Raw genomic sequence first — 23,043 nt, forward strand, 5'->3', positions numbered from 1 at the left:
ACTATTTCTGGTTATATAAGTGTTCCGTCACTGGAACCTGGAGAAAAAAACCTAACCCCGTCTGGCATTGAGAAAACGCGCGGGGTCCACCTGACGACCATCTTTCAACACTTCGTAATGCAAATGGACCCCGGTCGCGCGACCGGTGCGTCCCATCAAGGCAATTTTCTGGCCCTCATCGACCAGGGTGCCCACTTCGACCAGCAACTTGGAGTTGTGGGCATAGCGGGTCACCAAACCATTGCCGTGGTTGATCTCCACCATGTTGCCAAATTCCGGATGACGGCCCGCCCAGCTCACTACGCCCGGGCCCGTCGCCAGAATGGGGGTGCCGGGCTTGCCACGGAAATCCACCCCTTTGTGCATCTTGGCGCGACCGTTGAACGGATCGACCCGGCCACCGAAGCCAGAGGAGACCCAAACCCGCTCCTGCTTGACCGGTGTTCCGGAAATAAAGCCGGCATCGGTTATATGGTGATTCATGATGAAAGATTCAAGTACCGACAGCTGCTCTTCACGACTGCTGAGCTGCTGGCTGAGATGCTTCATGGAGTCCTGCAGCTCGTTGAGGCTGACTTCCAGATCCGCATCATAGGAGGGGCCACCCATGGGGGGCAGCTCCTTGAAATTGAACTCTTCGGGATCGAGGTCGGCCTTTTCGGTCAGCCGCTCACCGAGCGCGTTGAGACGACCCAGCTGCCCCTGCATGGTGCCCACCTGGGCGGCCAGCATGGCAAGCTGTTCGCGGGCTTCGTCAGCCCCTTGCGTGGATTTTTGCTGTTCGGCCATGGCCAGCGCGACTTCCAGCGCCTCCATTTTTTGATGCCAGCTCTGCCAGAGCCAGCCACCACTCAGGGCCAATACAGTGAAGAAGATACCGCCGACCCAGGCCAGACGTTGTTTCGGTAAGTGCAACTTGCGTCGCTGCTTGCCATTGAGGATCAGGGTAATGCTCATAGAAATCAGTCTGCTCGGTCAGGTGTGGCCATTGGCCCGCACGGGAAATAAAACCGGGAGATAATCGGTATTACAGAATGGAGTAAACAAATGACGGAACGTCGGTGCGGAGAGAGGACCGACGTTCCGTTGCACAGCTATCAGGCCAGAACCAGACCGTTATCGTAGTAAGCGATGGGCGCTTTGTCGCCCTCACCCTCGAAGGTCACCAGTTCCCAGGCCTCCTGCTTGGCCAGCAAGGCACGCAGCAGCTTGTTGTTCAGGGCATGGCCGGTCTTGTAGGCACGGAATTCGCCGATGATGCTGCGGTTACACATGTAAAGGTCACCGATCGCATCCAACATCTTGTGTTTGACGAATTCATCTTCATAGCGCAGACCATCTTCGTTCAGTACCCGGTAGTCATCCAGCACCACAGCGTTTTCCAGGCTTCCGCCCAGCGCCAGGTTCTGGGAACGCAGGTACTCGATGTCACGCATGAAACCGAACGTACGAGCACGGCTGATCTCTTTCACGAAAGAGGCACCGGAGAAGTCCAGCACGCAACGCTGATTGCGTCCTTCAAATACCGGATGCTGGAAGTCGATCTCGAGATCCATCTTGAAGCCGTTGCGATAGGGGTGGAATTCCGCCCACTTGTCGCCGTCTTCAACCCGGATGCTCTGTTTGATCCGCACAAACTGCTTGGGTGCATTCTGTTCACGGATACCGACTTCTTGCAGCAGGTAGATAAAGGGGTGCGCACTGCCGTCCATCACCGGGATCTCGGGCGCATCAACCTCGACATAGAGGTTGTCAATGCCCATCCCGGCCAGCGCGGCAGAGAGGTGCTCAATGGTAGAGACTCGGACACCGGCTTCATTGACCAGAGCGGTACAAAGCACGGTATCACGCACCTGATCGGCATTGGCTGGCAGCTCAACCACAGGATTCAGATCGGTACGCAAGTAAACGATCCCTGTGTTAACAGGCGCCGGACGGAACGTCATTGTGACTTTCCGGCCCGAATGCAGGCCGACACCGGTGGCCTGGACACTCGTTTTCAAGGTTCTTTGTCTAATCATGGGCGTATCCGCTTAACAGCTCAAATTCCTGACCAGATGGTCGTTGCCGGGCCATCTTAGCACATTCCTTAAGCAACAAACAAACCAGCGTCATTGGAGGCTTAGTCAGCTTGCTTGCGCAGGAACGCAGGAATATCGAGATAATCCGGTTCGCGACGAGCTTGCGGCTCGGCGTTGACCACCTTGGCCGGGGCCTCTTCCATCACGCGAGACTGCAGGGCTTCGCTGATCAGGGGCTGACGGGCCGGACGCTCTTGTACCATGTTGTTCTTCACCAGCGTGATGTCCGGCTTGCGCTCGGCACCGATACCGGTGGCAACCACGGTCACACGCAGTTCATCGTGCATTTCCGGGTCGATTACGGTACCCACCACCACGGTGGCGTTCTCGGAGGCGAAGGCCTTGACCGCGTTACCCACGGTTTCGAACTCTTCGATGGTCATGTCCATGCCGGCGGTGATGTTGACCAGGATGCCACGGGCACCGGCCAGATCCACGTCTTCCAGCAGCGGGCTGGAGATGGCTTTCTCGGCCGCTTCTTCGGCACGGTCATCACCGGAGGCGGAACCGGTACCCATCATGGCGGTACCCATTTCACGCATCACGGTACGCACGTCCGCGAAGTCGACGTTGATCAAGCCCGGACGGGTGATCAGCTCGGCAATGCCCTGTACCGCGCCAAGCAGTACATCGTTGGCAGCCTTGAAGGCGTCCAGCAGGGAGATGCCGCGACCCAGCACCTTCAGCAACTTGTCGTTGGGGATGGTGATCAGGGAGTCGACGTTCTTGGACAGCTCTTCGATACCGTGAGCGGCGAAGCCCATCCGCTTCTTCCCTTCGAAGGAGAACGGCTTGGTTACGACAGCAACTGTCAGGATACCCATCTCGCGGGCCACTTCGGCCACGATCGGTGCAGCACCGGTACCAGTACCACCGCCCATGCCGGCGGCGATGAACACCATGTCGGAGCCAGTCAGCAGCTCGCGCAGCGCTTCCCGATCTTCCATGGCCGCATCACGACCCACTTCCGGATTGGCTCCGGCACCCAGACCCTTGGTGATGCCACCGCCGATCTGCAGGGTTGTGTTGGCGCTGGAGTTACGCAGAGCCTGGGCGTCGGTGTTGACGGTAATGAATTCAACGCCTTCGATGTTTTGACGAACCATGTGCTCGACCGCGTTGCCGCCGCCGCCACCCACACCAATCACTTTAATGACGGCTTCGTCAGTGTGGCTATCCATAAATTCAAACATGTTGTCTCTCCGCTTTATTTGCCTGACTCAGCAAAATCTTTTAGAACTCGCCACGCAACCAGTTGCTGACCCGTTTGACCAGCCCACCTACGCTTGCCTTGGCGGCATATTCCTTGCTACTGCCGGTGGATTGATGGGTGCGGCCATACTGCAGCAACCCGACCGCGGTCGAGTACACAGGCGCCTGCACATAATCACTCAATCCCCGGATATTCATGGGCTCCCCTACCCGGACCTGGCTCTGGAAGATCTGCTCTGCGCACTCCACAATGCCTTCGATCTGGGCAGCGCCGCCGGTCAAGACCACACCGGCTGCAAGCTGATGCTTGACCCCCTGCGCTTTCAATTCGCTTTGTACCCGCACCAGCTCATCATTCACCATGGAGAGCAACTCGGTGTAACGGGGCTCAATCACTTCAGCCAGTGTCTGCCGTTGCAGGCTGCGCGCCGGACGACCGCCGACACTGGGTACTTCAATATTGTCTTCCTTGCTGACCAGCCGGCCGAGGGCGCAGCCATAGCGCACCTTGATCGCCTCCGCATCCAGTGGCGGGGTGCCGAAGGCATAGGCGATGTCGCTGGTCACCGTGCTGCCGGCGTACGGGATCACCTTGGTGTGACGCAGGGCACCGCCGGTAAACAGCGACATGTCCATGGTGCCGCCACCGATGTCCACCACGCAGACACCCAGCTCCTTCTCGTCCTCGGTCAGCACGGCGTAGCTGGACGCCAGTGCGGAGAAGATCAGCTGATCCACCCGCAGCCCCACCTTCTCCACGCATTTCTCGATGTTGCGAGCCATGTCGTTGTGGCAGGTGATCAGGTGCACTTTGGCCGCCATCCGCACGCCGGAGAGGCCGACCGGGTTCTTGATCCCTTCCTGGTAGTCGATGGCGAACTCCTGGGGCAGCACGTGCAGCACCCGGAGCTCATCGGACAACCGTACCGACTTGGCGGTGTGGATGACGTTGTCCACGTCTTCCTGGGTCACCTCTTCATCGGAGATGGGCACCATGCCGGTTTCGTTGCGACAGTCGATATGCTTGCCGGACAACCCCAGATAGACGGAGCTGATCTGGCAGTCGGCCATCATTTCAGCCTCTTCCACCGCACGACGCAGGGACTTGACCACGGAATCAAGATCGTTGACCCCGCCCTTGTCCATGCCGCGAGAGGCGTGACTGCCCATGCCGATGACATTGAGCTCACCGTCTGGCAGCACTTCGCCAACCAGAACCGCCACCTTGGTTGTGCCGATATCCAGCCCGACAATCAGATTTCTATCTGCGGTTTTGGTCATTCACTTTCTCTTCGTTCTTCTTCCAGCCAACTGCCATTCCGGTGTCGTATCGAAGATCCACGTAAGCAACCCGCTCACGAGGTTCGATGACCGGAAAGGCATCGATAAACCGCTGCAGTCGAAGCGCGATATCCGAGCGCCCCAAAAACAGCTGAATGTTGCCATCCAGGGTCAGTTCCCAGGCATGGCGGGGGGTCAGATTCACCCCCAGCAGCTTGTACCCTCTGGCCGCCAGCTGCGCCTCGTATTGGCGGCTGGCCTCCAGCACCTTGACGGCCTGATCTTCTGGCCCGGACAGCTGCATCAGAGGGGTCTTCACCCTGTCCGGCGCACTGAACACCTCACCCTTGGTGTTGACGAAGCGGTTGCCATTCCAGCGGGCCGCGACCGCCTGTTCGGTGAGGTAGACCTTGATCTTGTTGGGCCACTTCTTGCGTACCGAGACCTGGGCCACCCAAGGCAAGGCGTTCAACCGCGCCTGCAATTCGTTCACATCCAACTCGAAGAAGTTGCGCAACTCGGCGCCATCCAGCACGGCGCTGCGCAGTTCATCGGTTTGCAAATACTGGTGTTGCCCCTGCAGCAACAGCTCGCTCATGGGCAACCGATTGGCATCCGTCAGCCAATCTTTAACATCCAGCGCGGTCTGGTAGAGGCCCCACATGACCAGGATGAAAAATCCCACCCCGGCGATGAAGCCCCCCTTGGTGCGCCCTTGTGCCCTTGCCTCCACCCGATCGATCCCCGTTTAACGCGCCATGCCGGCCCTTTGCAGACCGGTTCGCCATTATATAGGCCCCGGCTTGGCGGTCAAAATACTCATTGGGCCCTCAGGCGCCGGATTTCATGCTCTCGATGCTCAATTTCATCTCGCCGAGACGGCGAGCCAGTGCGCCGACGTTCCCTGCCCCCTGGGTCAGCACCAGATCGCCTTCGCCGACCAGCCCGGCCAGCACCGCCGGCACATCGTCCGGCGTCGCGACAAAGATGGGCTCCAAGCTGCCGCGGGAGCGGATGGAGCGGCACAGGGCACGGCCATCGGCGCCCGGAATCGGCTCTTCACCGGCGGCATAAACCTCCAGCATCACCAGCACGTCCACCTTCGAGAGCACGTCCGCGAAGTCTTCGTAGAGATCGCGGGTACGGGTGTAGCGGTGCGGCTGGAACACCATCACCAACCGCTTCTCGGGCCAGCCGGCGCGAGCGGCGTTGATGGTGACCTTGACCTCGCTCGGGTGGTGACCGTAGTCGTCCACCAGCATGGCCTTGCCGCGACCGGTCTCGAACTCGCCATATTGCTGGAAGCGGCGACCCACCCCTTCAAACTTGGCCAGCGCCCGGATGATGGCATCATCGCCGATCCCGTCCTCGGTGGCGACCGCAATCGCCGCGGCGGCATTGAGCGCGTTGTGGATGCCGGGCAGGTTGAGGGTCACCTCCAGCTCGCCGGCATCTTTGCGGCGCACCCGGAAGCGACTGCGGTTGCTGGTCTGCACGAAGTCCAGCACCTGCACGTCGGCATCATCACTCAGGCCGTAGGTGATGGTGGGACGGGCGATCTCCGGCAGCATGCCGCGGATCACCGGATCATCCACGCACACCACGGCCAGCCCGTAGAACGGCAGGTTGTGCAGGAAATCGATGAAGGTGGCCTTCAGCCTGGAGAAGTCGCCACCATAGGTGTCCATGTGATCCGCTTCGATGTTGGTCACGATGGAGACCATCGGCTGCAGATGCAGGAAGGAGGCGTCGCTCTCGTCCGCCTCGGCAATCAGATAGCGGCTGCTGCCCAGGCGGGCATTGGTGCCGGCGCTGTTGAGCAGGCCGCCGATGACGAAGGTCGGATCCCGGTCCGCTTCGGCATAGATGCTCGCCACCAGGCTGGTAGTGGTGGTCTTGCCGTGAGTACCGGCGATGGCGATGCCGTGACGGAAGCGCATCAGCTCGGCCAGCATCTCGGCGCGGCGCACCACGGGGATGCGCAGCTCGCGGGCGGCCAGCAGCTCGGGGTTGTCCTGCTTGATGGCGGTGGAAACCACCACCACGCTCGCCTCGTTCACGTGCTCGGCACTGTGGCCGACGAAGATGTGGGCGCCAAGGGACTCGAGTCGCTCGGTCACCGCATTGCGGGCCAGATCCGAGCCGGTTACCTGATACCCTTCGTTGGCAAGCACTTCGGCGATACCGCCCATCCCGGCACCACCGATGCCGATGAAGTGGATGCGACGCACGCGGCGCATTTCAGGGATAACGGTACGCAGTTTTGCCAGTTCAACCTTGGTCATAGTTCTCTCTCAATCTGCCCGGACGCCAGGCGTTTGCACTCGTCGGCAACCCGCTCGGCGGCATCGGTAATGGCGACGCGACGGGCGGCCTGGGCCATGTTCAATAGGGTTTCCCTGCGCCCGGCAAGCCAGGAGAGACGGGCTGCCAAGGAGGCCGTCGTCAGCTCGGATTGGGGCAGGAATTCAGCCGCACCGCCGTCGACCAGGGTCAGGGCGTTGCGGGTCTGGTGATCATCCACCGCGTGGGGCAGCGGTACAAAAATGGCGGCGACCCCGGCGGCAGCCACTTCGGAGACGGTCAGCGCCCCCGCCCGGCACACCACCAGATCGGCCCAGGCGTAGGCATCGGCCATGTCCTTGATAAATTCACTCACTTCGGCCGCAACGCCCTCTTTGGCGTAGGCTTCGGCCACGGCATCCCGATTGCCCTTGCCGCACTGGTGACGCACCTCGATGGGCACGCCGGCCGCCGCCACCGCTGGCGGCACCTGCTCGTTGAGCACCCGGGCCCCCAGGCTGCCACCGACGATCAGCAGCCGCAGTGGCTCGGCGCCGCTGCGCAGCTGAGGATCCGGCAGCGCCACCACTTCGGGGCGTACCGGGTTGCCCACCACGGCGGTACGACGGCTCGGCGCGAAGGCGCCCGGAAATGCCATCAGCACCCGCTTGGCGAGGCGAGCCAGCAACTTGTTGGTCAGGCCTGCAGCAGCATTCTGCTCGTGCAGCAACAGCGGGATGCCGGACAGCCAGGCCGCCACGCCACCCGGGCCGGAGGCAAAGCCGCCCATGCCGAGCACCACGTCGGGACGAATGGTCTTGAGCACCCGGCGCGCCTGCAGCACGGATTTGACGATGCGATAGGGCGCCACCAGCAGACGCTTGATGCCGTTGCCACGCACCCCCTGGATATCGATGAAGGAGATGGGGTAACCATGGGCGGGCACCAGCTCGGCCTCCATCCGGTCGGCGGTACCGAGCCAGTGAATGGTCCAGCCCTGGGCCTTGAGGCGATCAGCCACGGCCAAGCCGGGGAACACATGGCCCCCGGTACCGCCTGCCATCACCAACAGCGTCTTGCTCACTAAACCTCCCGCACGCGCGCCTGGGCACTGGCCTGGCGCAACTCGAAATCGATACGAATCAACATGCTCACCGCCACCATCATGATGATGAGGCTCGAACCACCATAACTGACCAGCGGCAGGGTCAGCCCCTTGGTCGGCATCATACCGCTGGCTGCCCCCACGTTGACGAAGGTCTGGAAGCTGAACCAGATGCCGATGCCGATGGCCAGATAGCCTTCATACAGTCGCTCGGCCACCAGCGCTTGGTGCCCCAGCTTGAGCGCCTTGATTGCCAGCGCAAAGATGAGAAACAGCGCCCCCAGCACGCCCACATAGCCCAGCTCTTCACCCAGGATGGCAAACACGAAGTCGGTGTGTGCCTCCGGCAGGTACTCCATCTTCTGGATGGAGTTGCCAAGCCCCTCGCCAAACCAGCTGCCGCGGCCGAAGGCCATCAGCGACTGGGTCAGCTGGTAGCCGCTGCCGAACGGATCGGCCCAGGGATCGAGGAAGGAGGTCACCCGCCGCATCCGGTACGGCTCGGCAATGATCAGGGTCACCACCGCGCTCACCCCCACCAGGATGAGACCGATGAACTGCACCAGCCGGGCTCCGGCCAGGAACAGCATGCCGAGCGAGGTGACGAACATCACCACCACCGAGCCCAGATCGGGCTGGGCCAGCAGCAGGATGGCCACCACGAACAGCACCGCCATCGGCTTCATGAAACCGATGAAACGCTCGCGTACCTCGCTCTGACGGCGCACCAGATAGCCCGCCAGATAGACGAACAGCGCCAGCTTGCCGAACTCGGCCGGCTGCAGGTTGAAGGGGCCAAGCGGCAACCAGCGAACCGAGCCGTTGACGCTGCGGCCCACCAGCAACACCAGCACCAGCATGACGATGGCCAGCAGCAGCATGGGGCCGTTGTAGTGCTGCCAGCGCGCCATCGGCACCTGCAGCACGAACCAGGAGATGCCGAGCGCCATCAGCAGAAACAGGCCGTGACGCTTCACGAACATGAAGGGATCGTTGTTGATGGCGATCCCCTCCGGGATCGAGGCGGAGGCCACGATCACCAGACCCACCGCCATCAGCGCCAGCGCCAGCACGACCAGCTGCCGGTCATAAAGACCGGCAGGGCGCGCCGGCAACAGCCAGCGCTGCAAGAAGCCTGCGACTGCGCGAAGGGCGTTCATAACTTCTGTACCAGCTCGGTGAAACGATCACCGCGCGCTTCAAAGGACTTGAACTGGTCCAGGCTGGCGCAGGCCGGCGCCAGCAACACCCAGTCGCCGGGTCTGGCATCGGCAGCCGCCTTGGCGACCGCGGCATCCAGATCCGCGACCCGTTCGGTCTGCTCACCCAGCGCCAGCAGCACCTCGGCATCCTGGCCGAAACAGTACATGTGATCGATCTGGCTGCCGAGCAGCGCCTGCACCGGGCCGAAATCCTGGCCCTTGCCCTGGCCACCGGCCAGCAACAGCAGACGGCCCTTCACCGACTCGCGCACCCCGGCCACGGCAGCCAGGGTCGCCCCCACGTTGGTGGCCTTGGAGTCGTTGATCCAGCGCACCCCGTTCACCTCTCGCACGAAGCGGGCACGGTGAGGCAGCCCCTCGAAACGGCGCAGTACTCGCAACTGCGGCTCGCGCGGGATACCGACCGCATCGCACAGGGCCATGGCGGCCAGCGCGTTGGCCTGGTTGTGGGCGCCGACGATCTTCATCTCGTCCACCGCCAGCAACGGCTCGCCGTGCAGGGTCAGCCAGTGACGGCCATCCAGCTCGCAGCGGCCATAGCCGTTGCAGTCGAGGCCAAAGCTCTGCCACACCTGGCCCACGTCGGGCAGGGTCTGAGCATCGTCGCGATTGATCAGGATGTGCTGGGAGTGCTGATGGATCTCCATCTTGGCGGCGCGGTAGTCGGCCATGCCCTGATAGCGATCCATATGATCTTCGGAGAGGTTCAGTACCACGGAGGCGGCGGCGCGCAGGCTGTGGGTGGTCTCCAGCTGGAAGCTGGAGAGCTCCAGCACGCACAGATCCATCGGCTGCTTGAGCAGCTCCAGCGCCGGCGTGCCGATGTTGCCACCCACCCCGACCTTGAGGCCGGCTTCGGCGATCATCTCACCCACCAGGGTGGTGACAGTGCTCTTGCCGTTGGAGCCGGTGATGGCAATCACCGGTACCTGGGTCTCGCGCACGAACAGCTCGATGTCGCCGACGATGCGCACCCCGAACTCGGCAGCCGCTTGCAGTTCGGGCGTTGCCAAGGCAATGCCCGGGCTCGCCACTATCATGTGCGCCTGCTTGAGCAGCTCGCCATCCAGCCCGTGGATGAGTTCCACCTCGGCAGGCAGTTGATCCCTGCCGGGCGGGTTGGCGCGGGTGTCCATCACCAGCGGCGTCACGCCACGGCCGAGGAAATAGTCGACGCAGGAGAGTCCGGTTTTGCCGAGTCCGATGATGATGACCATGGCTTACCTCACCTTCAGGGTGGCGAGGCCGAGCAGCACCAGCATGAGCGTGATGATCCAGAAGCGCACGATGACGCGCGGTTCCGGCCAGCCCTTCTTCTCATAGTGGTGATGGATCGGTGCCATGCGGAAGATGCGCACGCCGCGCAGCTTGTAGGACCCCACCTGCAGGATCACCGAGACGGTCTCCATCACAAAGACACCGCCCATGATCACCAGCAGAAACTCCTGACGCACCAGCACGGCGATGGTGCCGAGTGCGCCGCCCAGCGCCAGGGAGCCCACGTCCCCCATGAACACCTGGGCCGGATAGGTGTTGAACCAGAGGAAACCCAGACCCGCCCCGACGATGGCGGTACAGACGATCACCAGCTCGGAGGTATAGGGCACATAGGGAATATGCAGGTAGTTGGCGAAATTGACGTTGCCGGTGGCCCAGGCGATGAAGGCGAAGCCCCCCGCCACCATCACGGTCGGCATGATGGCTAGACCATCCAGGCCATCCGTGAGATTGACCGCGTTGGAGGTGCCGACGATGACGAAGTAGGTCAGTACGATGAACATCAGACCGAGTTGCGGCATCACGTCCTTGAGGAAGGGTACCACCAGCTGGGTCTGACCGTCGTGAGTGGCGGTGGCATAAAGGAACACGGCCACCCCCAGCGCAACGGCGGATTGCCAGAAGTACTTCCAGCGGGCGATCAGGCCGTCGGTGTTCTTGCGCACCACCTTGAGGTAGTCATCGGCGAAGCCGATGGCGCCATAGGCACCCAGCACAAACAGCACCAGCCAGACATAAGGGTTGTCGAGGCGACACCAGAGCAGCACCGAGATGAAGATGGCGGCGATGATCATCAGGCCGCCCATGGTCGGGGTGCCTTTCTTGCTCAGGTGCGACTCCGGACCGTCATTGCGGATCACCTGGCCGAATTTGAGGATCTGCAGGCGGCGGATGAGGCGCGGACCCATCCAGAGCGCCACCACCAGGCCGGTGATGATCGACAGGATGGCGCGAAACGTCAGGTAGGAGAAGACGTTGAAGAAGGTGAAGTGCGGGGTGAGCAGTTCCGCCAGCCAGACTAGCATGTGGCTGACTCCTGACGGTCTTTGACCATCTCGACGATATCTTCCATGCGGGAGCCGCGGGCACCCTTGACCAGGATGGCGATTTCTTGATGTGTATTTATCATTTGCGCAAGCACTTCAAACAACGACGCCTTGTTATCGAAATGTCGGCCAGCCGCGGCATCTGCGGTGTGGCGACTCTGTTCCCCTACGGTCAGCACGGCATCGAGGCCGCGCTCGCTGGCGTGGCGTCCGACCCGGGCGTGCTGCTCGGCGGACTCCTCACCCAACTCCTTCATGTCACCGAACACCAGCACCTTGTAGCCGCTCATGGCGGTCAGGGCATCGATGCCCGCCAGCACGGATTCCACGCTGGCGTTGTAGGTGTCGTCCACCAGAGTGAGACCACCCCAGCGCTGGACGCAGAAACGGCCCTTGACCGGTGCCATCTGCTCGAGCCCGGCCTTGACCGAGGCGAGCGAGGCGCCGAGCGCCAGCGTGCCGGCGGCGGCGGCCAGGGCGTTCGCCACGTTATGGCGGCCCGGAATGGCCAGGGTCAGGCTTATTTCACCCTGCGGGGTCACCATGACAAACTCGGCACAGCCCTGCTGGTTGATCACCACGTTTCTGGCGTGGAACGGCTGACGCTGATCCTCGATGGAGAAGGCGCAGTGGATCCCGCGGGCCTGCCACTTTGGCCAGAATTCGTTGTCGGCGTTGACGATGGCACAGCCACCTTCACCCAGCCCCTCGAAGATTTCGCTCTTGGCGTGAAACACCCCTTCCAGCGAGCCGAAGCCCTCCAGGTGGGCGGCCGCCACGTTGTTGATGATGGCGGCATCGGGTTTGGCCAGCGAGGTCGTCCAGGCGATCTCGCCCGGGTGGTTGGCCCCCAGCTCCATCACCGCAAACCGGTGTTGCGGCTCCAGGCGCAGCAGGGTCAGCGGCACCCCTACTTCGTTGTTGAAGTTGCCGGCGGTGGCCAGCACGTCCCCTTCCTGACGCAGGATGGCGGTCGCCATCTCCTTCACCGTGGTCTTGCCGCAGCTGCCGGTGATGGCCAGCACTTTCGGGCTGATCCGCTCGCGCACCAGCCGGCCGAGGCGACCCAGTCCCTTGAGACTGTCGGTTACCACCAGCTGGGGGACCGCCAACGGCAGTTCACGCTCGACCAGCAGGGCCGATGCCCCGGCGGCCACGGCCTGCTCGCAGAAATCGTGGGCATCGAAACGCTCGCCGCGCAGCGCAACAAACAGCGCGCCTGCGCCCAGGGTACGGGTGTCGGTGCTGACAGTCGTGATCGCTCCGTCTTCACCAATCAGACGGGCATCGAGTACCTGCGCCAGCTCGGCAAGCCTGAGGGTCATCATGCGAATGACTCCAATAATGTATGCAAGGCGACTGCGACGGTTTCCCGGTCGCTATAGTGCCGCTTGTCGGTTCCAATGATCTGATAATCCTCGTGACCCTTACCGGCCACCAGGATGATGTCCTGTTTGCTCGCCTGGCTCAGTGCCAGCTGGATTGCCTTGGTCCTATCGTGCTCGATCTGCACGGCGCCGGGATCGCGAAGACCCGCCACCATGTCGGCCATGATCCGGGCCGGCTCCTCGGTACGGGGATTGTCATCGGTCAGGATCACGCGATCCGCATGCAGCTCGGCCATGGCGGCCATCATGGGACGCTTGCCGCGATCCCTGTCGCCACCACAACCCACCAAGCACCAGAGCCGCCCTTCACAGTGCACCCGCAAGGCCTGCAAGGCCTTCTCCAGCGCATCCGGCGTGTGGGCATAATCGACCACGGCGAGCGGTGCCTTGCCGCCACCGAAGCACTCCATGCGGCCGGTTACCGGCTGCAGTTGCGGCGCGCTGGCCAGCAACTCGTCGAAGTCATAACCGAGCACCAGCATGGCGCCCATCGCGGCCAGCACGTTGCTGACGTTGAAGCGCCCGAGCAAGGGGGCGGATAATACACCATTCCCCCAGCTGGAGTTAATCTGCGTGCGAAAACCTTGCTGGTGGAAATGGGGATCCTGCGCCGTCAGCTGTCGCCCCGGGTGACCGGCCACCGGGCCGTGCACGCTGAACGCCACGGCAGCCGGATAGGCAGCCAGCCATTGGCGGCCCAACTGGTCGTCGGCATTGAGCACGGCGCAGGGTTCGTCCACCAGTTTCAGCAGCTCTTCCTTGGCGGCGCCGTAGGCCTCCATGGTGCCGTGATAGTCCAGATGATCCCGGCTCAGGTTGGTGAATACGGCGGCGGCAAACGGCAGGGCCGCGACGCGATGCTGTACCAGGCCGTGGCTGGACACCTCCATCGCCACCAGATCCGCCCCCTGCGCTTGCAGAGCGGCCAGATTGGCCTGCACCTGCACCGCGCTGCCGGTGGTGTTTTCCGCTTCCACCAGATCGCCGAACAGACCGTTGCCGATGGTGCCCATCACCCCGGCCTTGCCCCCCAGCAGGGTGCGCCAGTTGGCCACCAGCAGCGCCGTGGTACTCTTGCCGTTGGTGCCGGTGATGCCCACCAGATCCAGCTTGCTGGCCGGCTGGTCGTAGCAATAGCCAGCCAGCTCGGAGAGCCTGGCTGGCAGATCCGGGATCCCGAGACAAGGCACGCTCAGCGCCGGTGCCACGAATTCACCGTCCTCTTCAAACAGTACGGCGGTCGCTCCCTGAGCCACCGCCTGTTCGATAAACCGTCTGCCATCCACCTGATGCCCGCGAATCGCCACGAAGAGACAACCGGGCCCGACCCGCCGACTGTCCAGCTGGATGTCGGTAAGCGCGAGCGCCGGGGCAGTAATGCCAAAGGGGCGCATCAGTTGATCAAGTGCGCGGGACAACATTGGAAGCCTCCGTACGGGCAAGTTTGGTAGGCACCGCAGGCGGCACCGCGTCAGGACGAATATTGAAGAGCTGCAGCACCCCGCCCATGGCCTCGGCAAACGGCGGCGTCGCCACGGCGCCACCATAGTAGGCGTCGCCCTTGGGCTCGTTGATCACCACTACCATGACGAAACGGGGATTGCTGGCCGGGGCGAAGCCGGCGAACCAGGCCATGTAATCCTTGCCGTAGCCACCCGCGACCGCGACCTTGGCGGTACCACTCTTGCCGCCGACGCGGTAACCGGGGATCTGTGCTTTGGGAATGGCATTGCTGACCACATATTCCAGCGCCTGCAGCATGGCGGTGGCGTTGTTGTGATCGATGACCTGTTCCCCCTTGGGAGGCTCGGTCACCTTGACGATGGAGAGCGGCACCCGCTTGCCCTTGTTGGCCAAGGTGGCATAGGCGGAGGCCAGCTGCAGCGGGGTGACCCGCAGGCCATAGCCGAACGACAGGGTGGCCCGTTCGATATCGGACCAGCGCCGGCGCTGGGGCAGCATGCCGCTGCTCTCACCCATCAGGCCGCTGCCGGTGTCCATCTCGAAGCCCACCATGCTGAGGGTGTTGATCATCTCCTGCGCCGGCATCCGCAGCGCGATGCGCGACATGCCGATGTTGGAGGAGTAGCGCAGGATATCGTACAGGTTGGTCGCCTTGTGGATACTCACGTCGCGGATCTGCTTGGCCCCGATAAACAGCGGGCCACCCGGAATGGTGTCCTTCCAGCTGGTGACGCCGGCCTGCAGGGCGCTGAGCAGGATCAGCGGCTTGACGGTGGAGCCCGGTTCATAGGTATCGGTCACCACCCGGTTACGCACCCGGAAACTCTGGTACTGGCCGCGGTTGTTGGGGTTGTAGGAGGGGGTGTTGACCATGGCGAGCACTTCGCCGGTCTTGACGTCCAGCATCACCATGGAGCCGGAGGTCGCCTTGTTCTCGTCGGTGGCGCGCTTGAGCGCCCGGTAGGCCAGCGCCTGCACCCGTTGATCGATGCTCAGCTGCAGATCGTTGGCGTTCTTGCCCTCTTTCACCAGACCAAGCCGCTCGATGACCCGGCCCTGTCTGTCCTTGCGCACCCGCATCTCGCCGGGAGTCGCTGTCAGCCACTCGTTGTAGCTGCGCTCGATCCCCTCGATGCCGCTGCCGTCGATATTGGTTACCCCCACCAGGTGGGCGCTGATCTCGCCGGTCGGGTAGAAACGGCGCGCTTCGGGGCGCAGATAGATGCCACCCAGCTTGAGGCCCTTGATGTATTCCGCCACCGCCGGCGTCACCTGGCGCTGCAGGTAGACGAAGCGCTTGCTCGGGTTGGAGATACGGTGCTTGAGAGTGTTGATGTCGAGCTTGAGCACGGCGGACAAGGCCAGCCAGGCCCGCTCGTTATGGATGGCGCCGGATTCATGCACCGTCTTGGGATCGGCCCAGACAGCCTCAACAGGCACCGAAACCGCCAGCTGTTCGCCGTTGCGATCGGTGATCATGCCGCGCACCGCCTGAGTGGAAGTGGTACGCAGCGAACGCATGTCCCCTTCCTGGCGCAGCCGATCCGGGTCGATCACCTGGATCCAAGCCAGTCGCAGGATCAAGCCGGCAAACGCAATGCCGATGAAGAACACCAGCGTGCGAAAGCGCCACGGATAGAGTGACGGAGCTTTGACCTTGGGTTGGGCCTTGGCGGAAGCCTTGCGTTTCATGGTTGTGTAATTACCTTCTCGGTGGTCACCAGCGGGCGAGCCATCTGCAACTTGTCCATGGCCAGACTCGCCACCCGGGAGTGCTCGGCCAGCGTGCCCTGCTCCAGCAACAGGTGCCGCCATTCGATGTTGAGCCGATCCTCCTCCGCCATCAGGTCGTTCTGCTTGGCCGTCAGACCGCGGGTCATGTTGGTCACCAGGATCACCGCAAAGGCGGTGATCAGCACGGCGATGGCCAGCACCACCTGCAGCTTGTGCCGCCAGAGATCACCGAGGATCTCCCTGGCCAGATGAACGCGCACCTCGCTCATGGCTTACTCCGCCAACCGCTGGGCGACCCGCAGCACCGAGCTGCGGGATCGGCTGTTTTCATTGACCTCGTGCTCGGAAGGCTTGAGCGCCTTGCCGACCGACTTCAATTTGCGACCGCCGGCCAGCTGGGCCTCGGTCAACGGAATGCCGTGCGGCACTTCCGGGCCTTTCTCATGCTTGCGAATGAAATGCTTCACCAGCCGATCTTCCAGCGAGTGGAAGCTGATGACGGAGAGACGACCTTCCGGTGCCAGCACCTGCAGGGCGCCGTTGAGTGCGGTCTCGATCTCGTCCAGCTCGCTGTTGATGTAGATGCGGATGGCCTGGAAGCTGCGGGTGGCGGCGTGCTTGCCCTTCTCCTTGCTCGGATTGACGCGGGCAATCATCTCCGCCAGTTGACGAGTGCGGACATAGGGCTCGGTCACCCGATCGTGCACGATGGCACGGGCGATCTTCTTGGCGAAACGCTCCTCGCCAAAGGTCTTCAGCACCCAGGCGATGTCGTCCACGTCGGCGCGAGCCAGCCATTCGGCGGCGCTCTGACCGGAGGTGGGGTCCATCCGCATGTCGAGCGGACCGTCCTTCATGAAGCTGAAACCGCGCTCGGCATCGTCCAGCTGGGGAGAAGAGACCCCCAGATCCAGCAGGAAACCGTCTACCTTGCCCAGCAGGCCGCGTTCATCCAGATAGGAGGCAATGCCGGAGAAGGGGCCGTGCACGATTTCGAAACGGGGATCCTGGATCTTGGCCGCTTCGGCAATGGCCTGGGGATCCCGATCGATGGCGATCAGCCGGCCATGAGGGCCAAGCTGCTGGAGAATGAGACGAGAGTGACCACCCCGGCCAAACGTACCGTCGACGTAGATGCCGTCCGGCTTGATGGCCAGCCCTTCAACGGCTTCGTGCAGCAGCACTGTGATGTGTTCAGCGGCTTCGGTCATTTATAAAGAGAAATCCTGTAGTCGTGGCGAACTTGCCCAGTCGTCTTCGGGCAGGCCCTGAATGTCGTCATTGACCTGTTGTTGCCAGCGGGCTTCATCCCACAGCTCAAACTTGTTGAGCTGGCCCACCAGCATGATCTTCTTGTCCAGCCCTGCATGGCTGCGCAGTGGCTGGCTGAGCAGCAGACGGCCATTGCCGTCCAGCTCGCATTCGGTCGCATGCCCGAGCAACAGCCGCTGCAGGCGGCGCTCAAGGGGATTCATGCTGGAGAGCGTCTTGAGCTTGCGCTCGATCTCTTCCCATTCGTTCAGGGGGTAAAGCAGCAGGCAGGGATGGGCAATATCGATGGTGCAGACCAGCTGGCCCTCGCTTTCGTCGCGCAGCCAATCACGGTACTTGGTCGGAATCGCCAATCGCCCCTTGCTGTCGAGGCTGATGGCATGCGCACCACGCAACAAATTGCAGTCCCTGAAAATGAGATAAAGGGGGCAAACCGCCCGATAAAAACCACTTTGATCCACTTTTCCCCACCTTGAAGTTTAAGGACGTGCTGAGGGCTTTTCAAGCGAGGATCTCGGGCATGGGGAACATATTGACGCAGCGTTTCAGCAGCGAGGATTAAATGAGTTGATTTTCCACAAGTTATTTGTGTTAACGGCAATCCGATTAATTGCGAAGAATTAAAAGCTCAGCAGGGTGAACCAATAAGCAGCGGTATGACCCTCTCAGATTTCACAGGCACCCACATAACTCAGGCATTGTGTATAAAAAATCCATAACCTACTGATCTATATGCATAGAGTCGACTATCTCACGATCCGCCAACACATATATCTCTCGGTACAAGCTGCTATTTTTCTTGCCAATAAAAAAGAGCCTCGCGATAAATCGCAAGGCTCTTCAGGAATAGGTCGGAGTCGGCCTGTAAGCCGGGTTCTGTACCGGGTTGCCCCGGGTAGCAATCATTCCTCTAGGCCAGCAATCGCTCGCTGGCTCAAGCAACCTACCCGCCCCCAACGCGGGCCGCGCCAATAGGGGCCTATTTGGTCTTGCTTCGGGTGGAGTTTACCGTGCCACGAACTGTTGCCAGTCGCGCGGTGCGCTCTTACCGCACCCTTTCACCCTTACCTGATCCCTTGCGGGCCATCGGCGGTTTGCTCTCTGTTGCACTGGTCGTAGGCTCACGCCCCCCAGGCGTTACCTGGCACCCTGCCCTATGAAGCCCGGACTTTCCTCCCCTCCGCCCGTCTGTCCCGAGGGACACAACGACGAAGCAGCGATTGCCCAGCCAACTCCGGGCGCGGATTATAGCCTTGTCCGGCACCTCGGGTAAACCTGCAATTGAGTTTTGACCGAGTTAATCGCACTCGAGAGAACGCCAAGGCTGGCCTCCGGCCTGTATCTGCCCGCCTCAGTAATGTTCGAGGCCGTACTTGTAGAGCGCGTTCTTCTTCACCCCGTGGATCTCGGCGGTGAGCGCCGCTGCTTTCTTGAGCGGCAGTTCGGCCACCAGCAGCCCCAGGGTACGGATCGCCTCGGCCGGCAGTTCCTCTTCCGTTTTATTGGCGCCCGCGACCACCAGCACGATCTCGCCGCGGCAACGATTTTCGTCCTCGCCCAGCCAGACCAGCATCTCGGAGGCAGGCAGACCGTGGATCGACTCGAAGGTCTTGGTCAGCTCGCGGCACACCACGACTTGGCGTTCGCCGAGAATGCGGGCGATCGCTTCCACCGTGTCCTGCACCCGACGCGGGGATTCGTAGAACACCAGTGAGCGGGTGTCTTCGATCACCGCCTGCAAACGGTCGTCACGGCCCTTGGCTTTTGCCGGCAAAAAGCCTTCGAAGGCAAACCGGTCGGTGGGCAACCCGGCCGCGGACAGCGCCGTGATCGCGGCACAAGGGCCGGGCAGCGGCACTACCTTGACCCCGGCTTCGCGACAACGGGTGACCAGGTGATAACCAGGGTCGCTGATGAGTGGCGTACCGGCATCGGAGACCAGGGCCACGCTCTTGCCCTCTTTTATCCGGCCGATCAACACATCAGCCTTCTGCTGTTCGTTGTGATCGTGCAGCGCGAAGGTGGGCACCGAGATTTGATAGTGGCTGAGCAGGATGCCGGTATGACGGGTATCCTCGGCAGCCACCAGATCGACACTGCGTAAAATGTCCAATGCACGCTGGGTAATGTCAGCCAGATTGCCGATCGGAGTGGGGACTATGTACAGGGTTGGGATGTCACTCATGGGAGCTCCGAGTGTCCCGACAATTGTGTCGCCATATTGGCCCGTTTACACTATGGAGAATTTCAACACTGGTCGGGGAATGAACTTGAACCGGGTTACAAAGCAGCTAAGTGTATCACGACTCTTCGGCATCCTACTCGCGGCAGTACTGCTTGCCGCCTGTGCGTCGGAGCCCAATCAATCAACCGGACAATCCGGCATGCCGTCGGCCTTCTCGGATCTGACCAAGAATGCCCAGTGGTATCTGGCGCAGGTGGACCCGGCCAAACCGGCCGAAGCCTTCACCTGGCAGGTGATGGCGGCGCGCAGCTATCTGGCGCTCGGCCAGGCCAAACCGGCCGCGGCCCTGTTCCAGCAACTGCAGAAGCAGGGCCAGAGCGCCGAGCAAAAGGCCCAGCTGCAACTGTTGCAGGCTCACCTGCTGCTCGCCCAGGGCAACGCCAACCAGGCGCTGATCCTGCTGGAGGGCAAGCCCGAGGTGGCACTGGATGCCGATACCCAGAAGGACTGGTATCGCCAGCGGGTGGTGCTGCAACTGGACATCAACAACAAGTTCGGTGCCGCCAAGTCGCTGATCCTGCTGGAGCCCTACCTGGCACAGAATGAGCTGGCGACCAATCACCAGCAAATCTGGTCACTGCTCAAAAGCATGACCCCCTCCACCCTGCAGGCACTGGAAGAGGCGCCGGCTCCCGACGTGACTACCGGCTGGCTGCGACTGGCGGCGCTGGTGAACGAGTTCGGCGCCCAGCCCAATCAGCTGGCACGCCAGCTCGCTGGCTGGAAGCAGGCCTTCCCGAACCACCCGGCCCAGAAAGACATGCCGGCGGGTCTGGGTGATCTGGCGACCAGCAACATCAATACCCTGCAGCAGATCGCCGTGTTCCTGCCGCTCTCCGGCAATCTGGAGCCGCAGGGCGCCGCCATCCGCAACGGCATGCTGATGTCTTATAAGGAGAGTCAGGGTCAGTTCACCCTGAACTTCTACGACACCCAGACCAAGGCGATGGGCGAGCTCTACAAGCAGGCGATTCAGGAAGGTGCCAACATGATCATCGGCCCGCTGCTCAAAGACCGGGTCGAGGAGCTGCTCAAGTCCAATCCGACCGTGCCGGTGCTGGCACTCAACGAGCTGGACAAGCCGATCGTCAATGACAATACCTTCTACTTCTCCCTTTCCGCCGCCGCCGATGCAGCACAGGCCGCCCAGTACCTCTACGGTCAGGGCTATCGCAAGCCACTGCTGATCGCCGCCCAGGGCCGGATCGGCTATGGCAGCATCAAGGCGTTCGAACAGGCCTGGGCCACCGTGAGCCAGGACAAGCCGGTCGTCGCCACCTTCGGCGCTCGCAACGAAGTGCAGGGCATGGTCAAAAACGCTCTGAGCGGTCGCTCCACCGCCCGGGCCGGCGAAGTGGTGCAGCTTGCTGACACGGCGCCGCGCAGCATCGACGTGGTCTATGTGGTCGCCAACAGCCTGGAGACCCGGATGATCAAGCCGTATGTGGACATCTCGGTCAATCCGATGGGCAGCCTGCCGATCTACAGCAGCTCGCGCAGCTATGACAGCGCCACCACCGAAGTGGCTTCCGAGCTCAACGGCATGCATATCTCCGATATGCCGCTGCTGCTGGGCGGTTACGAGAAGCAGCGCGAACAGATTGCCCTGCTCTGGCCGCAAACTCAGGGTGACCTGCTGCGACTGTTCGCGCTGGGCTACGATGCCGTGGCACTGGCGGAAAACCTGCAGCAGATGCGCAAGGTCAATGCCATGCAGCAGCCGGGCATGAGCGGCCAGCTGAGCGTGGATGCCAGCGGCAACATAGTGCGGGTACTGGACTGGGCCACCTACCAGAACGGCAAGCTGGTCAGCGACAGTGCCATGCCTCAGCTCGAGGGAGCCCCCCATGAAGGGTCTATTGGCACGGATGCACCAGCAGTGGCAGAACCTGTTCCCGTCAGCACCGAGCAAGGGACAGCACTTTGAGCAGCTAGCGGAACGCTGGTTGCAGGCCCGCGGCCTGCAACCCGTGACCCGCAACTACCGCTGCCGGGGCGGCGAGATCGATCTCATCATGCGCCAGGGGGAGACCCTGGTGTTTGTTGAGGTCCGCTACCGCGCCCAGACCAGCCATGGCGGCGCCGCCGCCTCGGTCACCCGGCGCAAGCAGCACAAGATCGTGCTGGCAGCGCGCCACTATTTCAAGCAACATGCCATCAACGAGGCCAGCCAGGCCTGCCGATTCGATGTGATCGCGTTCGAGGGCGACCAGCCAGACTGGATCCAGAACGCATTTTAAGAGGACCCCATGACTGACCGCATCAAAGAGAACTACACCGAGAGCATCCAGACCAAGATAGCCGCCGCCGAGGCGCTGCCGGATGCCATCCATACCGCAGCCCAGATGCTGACCATCTGCCTGCTCAATGGCCACAAGGTGATGGCATGCGGCAACGGTCCTTCCGCAGCGCTGGCCCAGCTGTTCATCTCGGAATTGGTCAACTGCTACGAAACCGAGCGCCCTTCCCTGCCCGGCATGGCGCTGACCCCTGACATGGCCACCATCAGCGCCATCGCCACCGATCACGGTTTTGAAGAGGTGTATGCCAAGCAGATCCGGGCGCTCGGTCAGCCCGGCGACATCTTGGTGGTCATCACCACCACCGGCAACAGCCGCAGCCTGATCAAGGCTGCCGAGGCCGCCCTCTCCCGCGACATGACCATAGTGGTGCTGGGTGGTGGTGACGGTGGCGAGATCGCCGGCCTGCTCGGTCCCAACGACGTGGAGATCCGGGTGCCGTCGGCTCGTCGACCCCGCATTCTGGAAGTGAACCTGTTGACCCTGCACTGCCTGTGTGATCTCATCGACCAGACTCTTTTCCCGCAACAGGAAGATTGAAACCATGAACAAGCAAATGCTCCTGCTCGGCCTGCTGGCCGGCACCCTGCTGCTGCAAGGTTGCGCGGCCGTAGTGGTAGGCGGTGCCGCCGGCACCGCCAAAGCCTCCGGCGATCGTCGCACCCTGGGCGCCCAGTGGGACGATCAGGCCATCGAGCTGAAAGCGGCCAACCTGCTGGCTGACAACAAGCCGCTGAGCGCGGCCAGCAAGATCAGCGTCTACAGCAATAACGGCCGCGTGCTGCTGGTCGGCCAGACACCTTCTGACGCTTACAAGCTCGAAGCTGGCAAGATAGTGGCCCGCATCGAGGGGGTGCGCCATGTCTACAATGAATTGCGCCTCGGCCAGCCGGTCAGCATAGGGGTTCGCAGCAATGACTCCTGGATCACCTCCAAGGTACGGGCAGACATGCTGGGCGCCAAGAATTTTGACAGTGCCAAGGTCAAGGTGGTCACCGAGAATGGCGAGGTATTCCTGATTGGCCTGGTGACCCGCCAGGAAGGGGATCACGCCGTCGAGATCGCCCGCCACGTCAGCGGCGTGAAGCGCGTGATCAAGGCCTTCGAGTTCGCCCAGAACTAGCACTGACC

General features: G+C 62.1%; 21 protein-coding genes and 1 other RNA gene. 4 read left to right on the forward strand and 18 right to left on the reverse strand.

Translation table 11 applies throughout. From position 1 onward, the window contains the following. Nucleotides 1-51: 51 nt before the first annotated feature. The 18 genes from OKC29_RS15360 to rsmI all read right to left on the reverse strand — a co-directional run bounded on the left by OKC29_RS15360 (nucleotide 52) and on the right by rsmI (nucleotide 19,552). Nucleotides 52-957: a M23 family metallopeptidase gene (locus OKC29_RS15360; protein WP_016352175.1), complete on the reverse strand. Its 906-nt coding sequence runs from the start codon at nucleotides 955-957 to the stop codon at nucleotides 52-54. Between the two features lie 140 nt (nucleotides 958-1,097). Further along, on the reverse strand, nucleotides 1,098-2,021 hold the full coding sequence (gene lpxC / locus OKC29_RS15365; RefSeq protein ID WP_011707578.1) for a UDP-3-O-acyl-N-acetylglucosamine deacetylase: 924 nt from the start codon (nucleotides 2,019-2,021) through the stop codon (nucleotides 1,098-1,100). Between the two features lie 101 nt (nucleotides 2,022-2,122). After that, on the reverse strand, nucleotides 2,123-3,274 hold the full coding sequence (gene ftsZ, locus OKC29_RS15370) for a cell division protein FtsZ (RefSeq protein ID WP_005305686.1): 1,152 nt from the start codon (nucleotides 3,272-3,274) through the stop codon (nucleotides 2,123-2,125). Between the two features lie 40 nt (nucleotides 3,275-3,314). Then, complete coding sequence (ftsA, locus tag OKC29_RS15375) at nucleotides 3,315-4,574, reverse strand: cell division protein FtsA (protein WP_005305690.1); 1,260 nt, start codon at nucleotides 4,572-4,574, stop codon at nucleotides 3,315-3,317. Then, nucleotides 4,555-5,307, reverse strand: coding sequence for a cell division protein FtsQ/DivIB (locus tag OKC29_RS15380; protein WP_017409434.1), 753 nt, complete (start codon nucleotides 5,305-5,307; stop codon nucleotides 4,555-4,557). The genes ftsA and OKC29_RS15380 overlap by 20 nt, the downstream gene beginning before the upstream one ends. A 97-nt stretch (nucleotides 5,308-5,404) precedes the next feature. Then, complete coding sequence (gene murC / locus OKC29_RS15385; protein WP_016352177.1) at nucleotides 5,405-6,859, reverse strand: UDP-N-acetylmuramate--L-alanine ligase; 1,455 nt, start codon at nucleotides 6,857-6,859, stop codon at nucleotides 5,405-5,407. Further along, nucleotides 6,856-7,941, reverse strand: coding sequence for an undecaprenyldiphospho-muramoylpentapeptide beta-N-acetylglucosaminyltransferase (gene murG / locus OKC29_RS15390; RefSeq protein WP_073351959.1), 1,086 nt, complete (start codon nucleotides 7,939-7,941; stop codon nucleotides 6,856-6,858). Before murG ends, murC begins: the two co-directional genes overlap by 4 nt. Then, entirely contained in the window at nucleotides 7,941-9,122 is a 1,182-nt protein-coding gene (gene ftsW, locus OKC29_RS15395; RefSeq protein WP_016352178.1) for a cell division protein FtsW, read from the reverse strand. Before ftsW ends, murG begins: the two co-directional genes overlap by 1 nt. Further along, the gene (murD, locus tag OKC29_RS15400) at nucleotides 9,119-10,402 is read right to left on the reverse strand and encodes a UDP-N-acetylmuramoyl-L-alanine--D-glutamate ligase (RefSeq protein WP_017409430.1); all 1,284 of its coding nucleotides are present in this window, start codon (nucleotides 10,400-10,402) and stop codon (nucleotides 9,119-9,121) included. The genes ftsW and murD overlap by 4 nt, the downstream gene beginning before the upstream one ends. Nucleotides 10,403-10,405: 3 nt before the next feature. After that, nucleotides 10,406-11,488, reverse strand: a complete 1,083-nt coding sequence (gene mraY, locus OKC29_RS15405) for a phospho-N-acetylmuramoyl-pentapeptide-transferase (RefSeq protein ID WP_011707583.1) — start codon at nucleotides 11,486-11,488, stop codon at nucleotides 10,406-10,408. Continuing rightward, the gene (murF, locus tag OKC29_RS15410; protein ID WP_073351961.1) at nucleotides 11,482-12,837 is read right to left on the reverse strand and encodes a UDP-N-acetylmuramoyl-tripeptide--D-alanyl-D-alanine ligase; all 1,356 of its coding nucleotides are present in this window, start codon (nucleotides 12,835-12,837) and stop codon (nucleotides 11,482-11,484) included. Before murF ends, mraY begins: the two co-directional genes overlap by 7 nt. Beyond that, the gene (murE, locus tag OKC29_RS15415) at nucleotides 12,834-14,318 is read right to left on the reverse strand and encodes a UDP-N-acetylmuramoyl-L-alanyl-D-glutamate--2,6-diaminopimelate ligase (RefSeq protein ID WP_073351963.1); all 1,485 of its coding nucleotides are present in this window, start codon (nucleotides 14,316-14,318) and stop codon (nucleotides 12,834-12,836) included. Before murE ends, murF begins: the two co-directional genes overlap by 4 nt. Beyond that, a complete protein-coding gene (locus OKC29_RS15420; RefSeq protein WP_270669351.1) occupies nucleotides 14,299-16,053 on the reverse strand; it encodes a penicillin-binding transpeptidase domain-containing protein in 1,755 nt (584 codons plus the stop codon). The genes murE and OKC29_RS15420 overlap by 20 nt, the downstream gene beginning before the upstream one ends. Beyond that, nucleotides 16,050-16,364: a cell division protein FtsL gene (gene ftsL, locus OKC29_RS15425; RefSeq protein ID WP_005305726.1), complete on the reverse strand. Its 315-nt coding sequence runs from the start codon at nucleotides 16,362-16,364 to the stop codon at nucleotides 16,050-16,052. The genes OKC29_RS15420 and ftsL overlap by 4 nt, the downstream gene beginning before the upstream one ends. A gap of 3 nt (nucleotides 16,365-16,367) precedes the next feature. Then, nucleotides 16,368-17,306 carry a 16S rRNA (cytosine(1402)-N(4))-methyltransferase RsmH gene (rsmH, locus tag OKC29_RS15430; RefSeq protein ID WP_073351964.1) on the reverse strand — a complete coding sequence of 313 codons (939 nt, stop codon included), beginning with the start codon at nucleotides 17,304-17,306 and terminating at the stop codon, nucleotides 16,368-16,370. Continuing rightward, nucleotides 17,307-17,765, reverse strand: a complete 459-nt coding sequence (mraZ, locus tag OKC29_RS15435; protein WP_005305730.1) for a division/cell wall cluster transcriptional repressor MraZ — start codon at nucleotides 17,763-17,765, stop codon at nucleotides 17,307-17,309. It lies immediately after the preceding gene. 451 nt (nucleotides 17,766-18,216) lie between these two features. Next, nucleotides 18,217-18,603, reverse strand: an RNA gene (rnpB, locus tag OKC29_RS15440) — RNase P RNA component class A. 115 nt (nucleotides 18,604-18,718) lie between these two features. Then, nucleotides 18,719-19,552, reverse strand: a complete 834-nt coding sequence (gene rsmI, locus OKC29_RS15445; protein ID WP_016352184.1) for a 16S rRNA (cytidine(1402)-2'-O)-methyltransferase — start codon at nucleotides 19,550-19,552, stop codon at nucleotides 18,719-18,721. Nucleotides 19,553-19,751: 199 nt separating this feature from the next. On the opposite strand from rsmI, the gene OKC29_RS15450 reads away from it, so the two are divergent. Genes OKC29_RS15450 through dolP form a run of 4 tightly spaced genes read left to right on the forward strand, consistent with a single transcriptional unit; the run spans nucleotide 19,752 to nucleotide 23,035 of the window. Continuing rightward, nucleotides 19,752-21,539 carry a penicillin-binding protein activator gene (locus tag OKC29_RS15450; RefSeq protein WP_224481189.1) on the forward strand — a complete coding sequence of 596 codons (1,788 nt, stop codon included), beginning with the start codon at nucleotides 19,752-19,754 and terminating at the stop codon, nucleotides 21,537-21,539. Next, a complete protein-coding gene (locus tag OKC29_RS15455; RefSeq protein WP_073351968.1) occupies nucleotides 21,460-21,852 on the forward strand; it encodes a YraN family protein in 393 nt (130 codons plus the stop codon). The genes OKC29_RS15450 and OKC29_RS15455 overlap by 80 nt, the downstream gene beginning before the upstream one ends. Before the next feature lie 9 nt (nucleotides 21,853-21,861). Then, nucleotides 21,862-22,452 carry a D-sedoheptulose-7-phosphate isomerase gene (locus OKC29_RS15460; protein WP_005305871.1) on the forward strand — a complete coding sequence of 197 codons (591 nt, stop codon included), beginning with the start codon at nucleotides 21,862-21,864 and terminating at the stop codon, nucleotides 22,450-22,452. A gap of 4 nt (nucleotides 22,453-22,456) precedes the next feature. Continuing rightward, nucleotides 22,457-23,035 (forward strand): division/outer membrane stress-associated lipid-binding lipoprotein, encoded by a 579-nt coding sequence (gene dolP / locus OKC29_RS15465; RefSeq protein ID WP_024945441.1) that lies wholly within the window; start codon nucleotides 22,457-22,459, stop codon nucleotides 23,033-23,035. Nucleotides 23,036-23,043: the final 8 nt, after the last annotated feature.

Source organism: Aeromonas sp. QDB34 (assembly GCF_027705405.1).
Taxonomy (GTDB): domain Bacteria; phylum Pseudomonadota; class Gammaproteobacteria; order Enterobacterales; family Aeromonadaceae; genus Aeromonas; species Aeromonas hydrophila.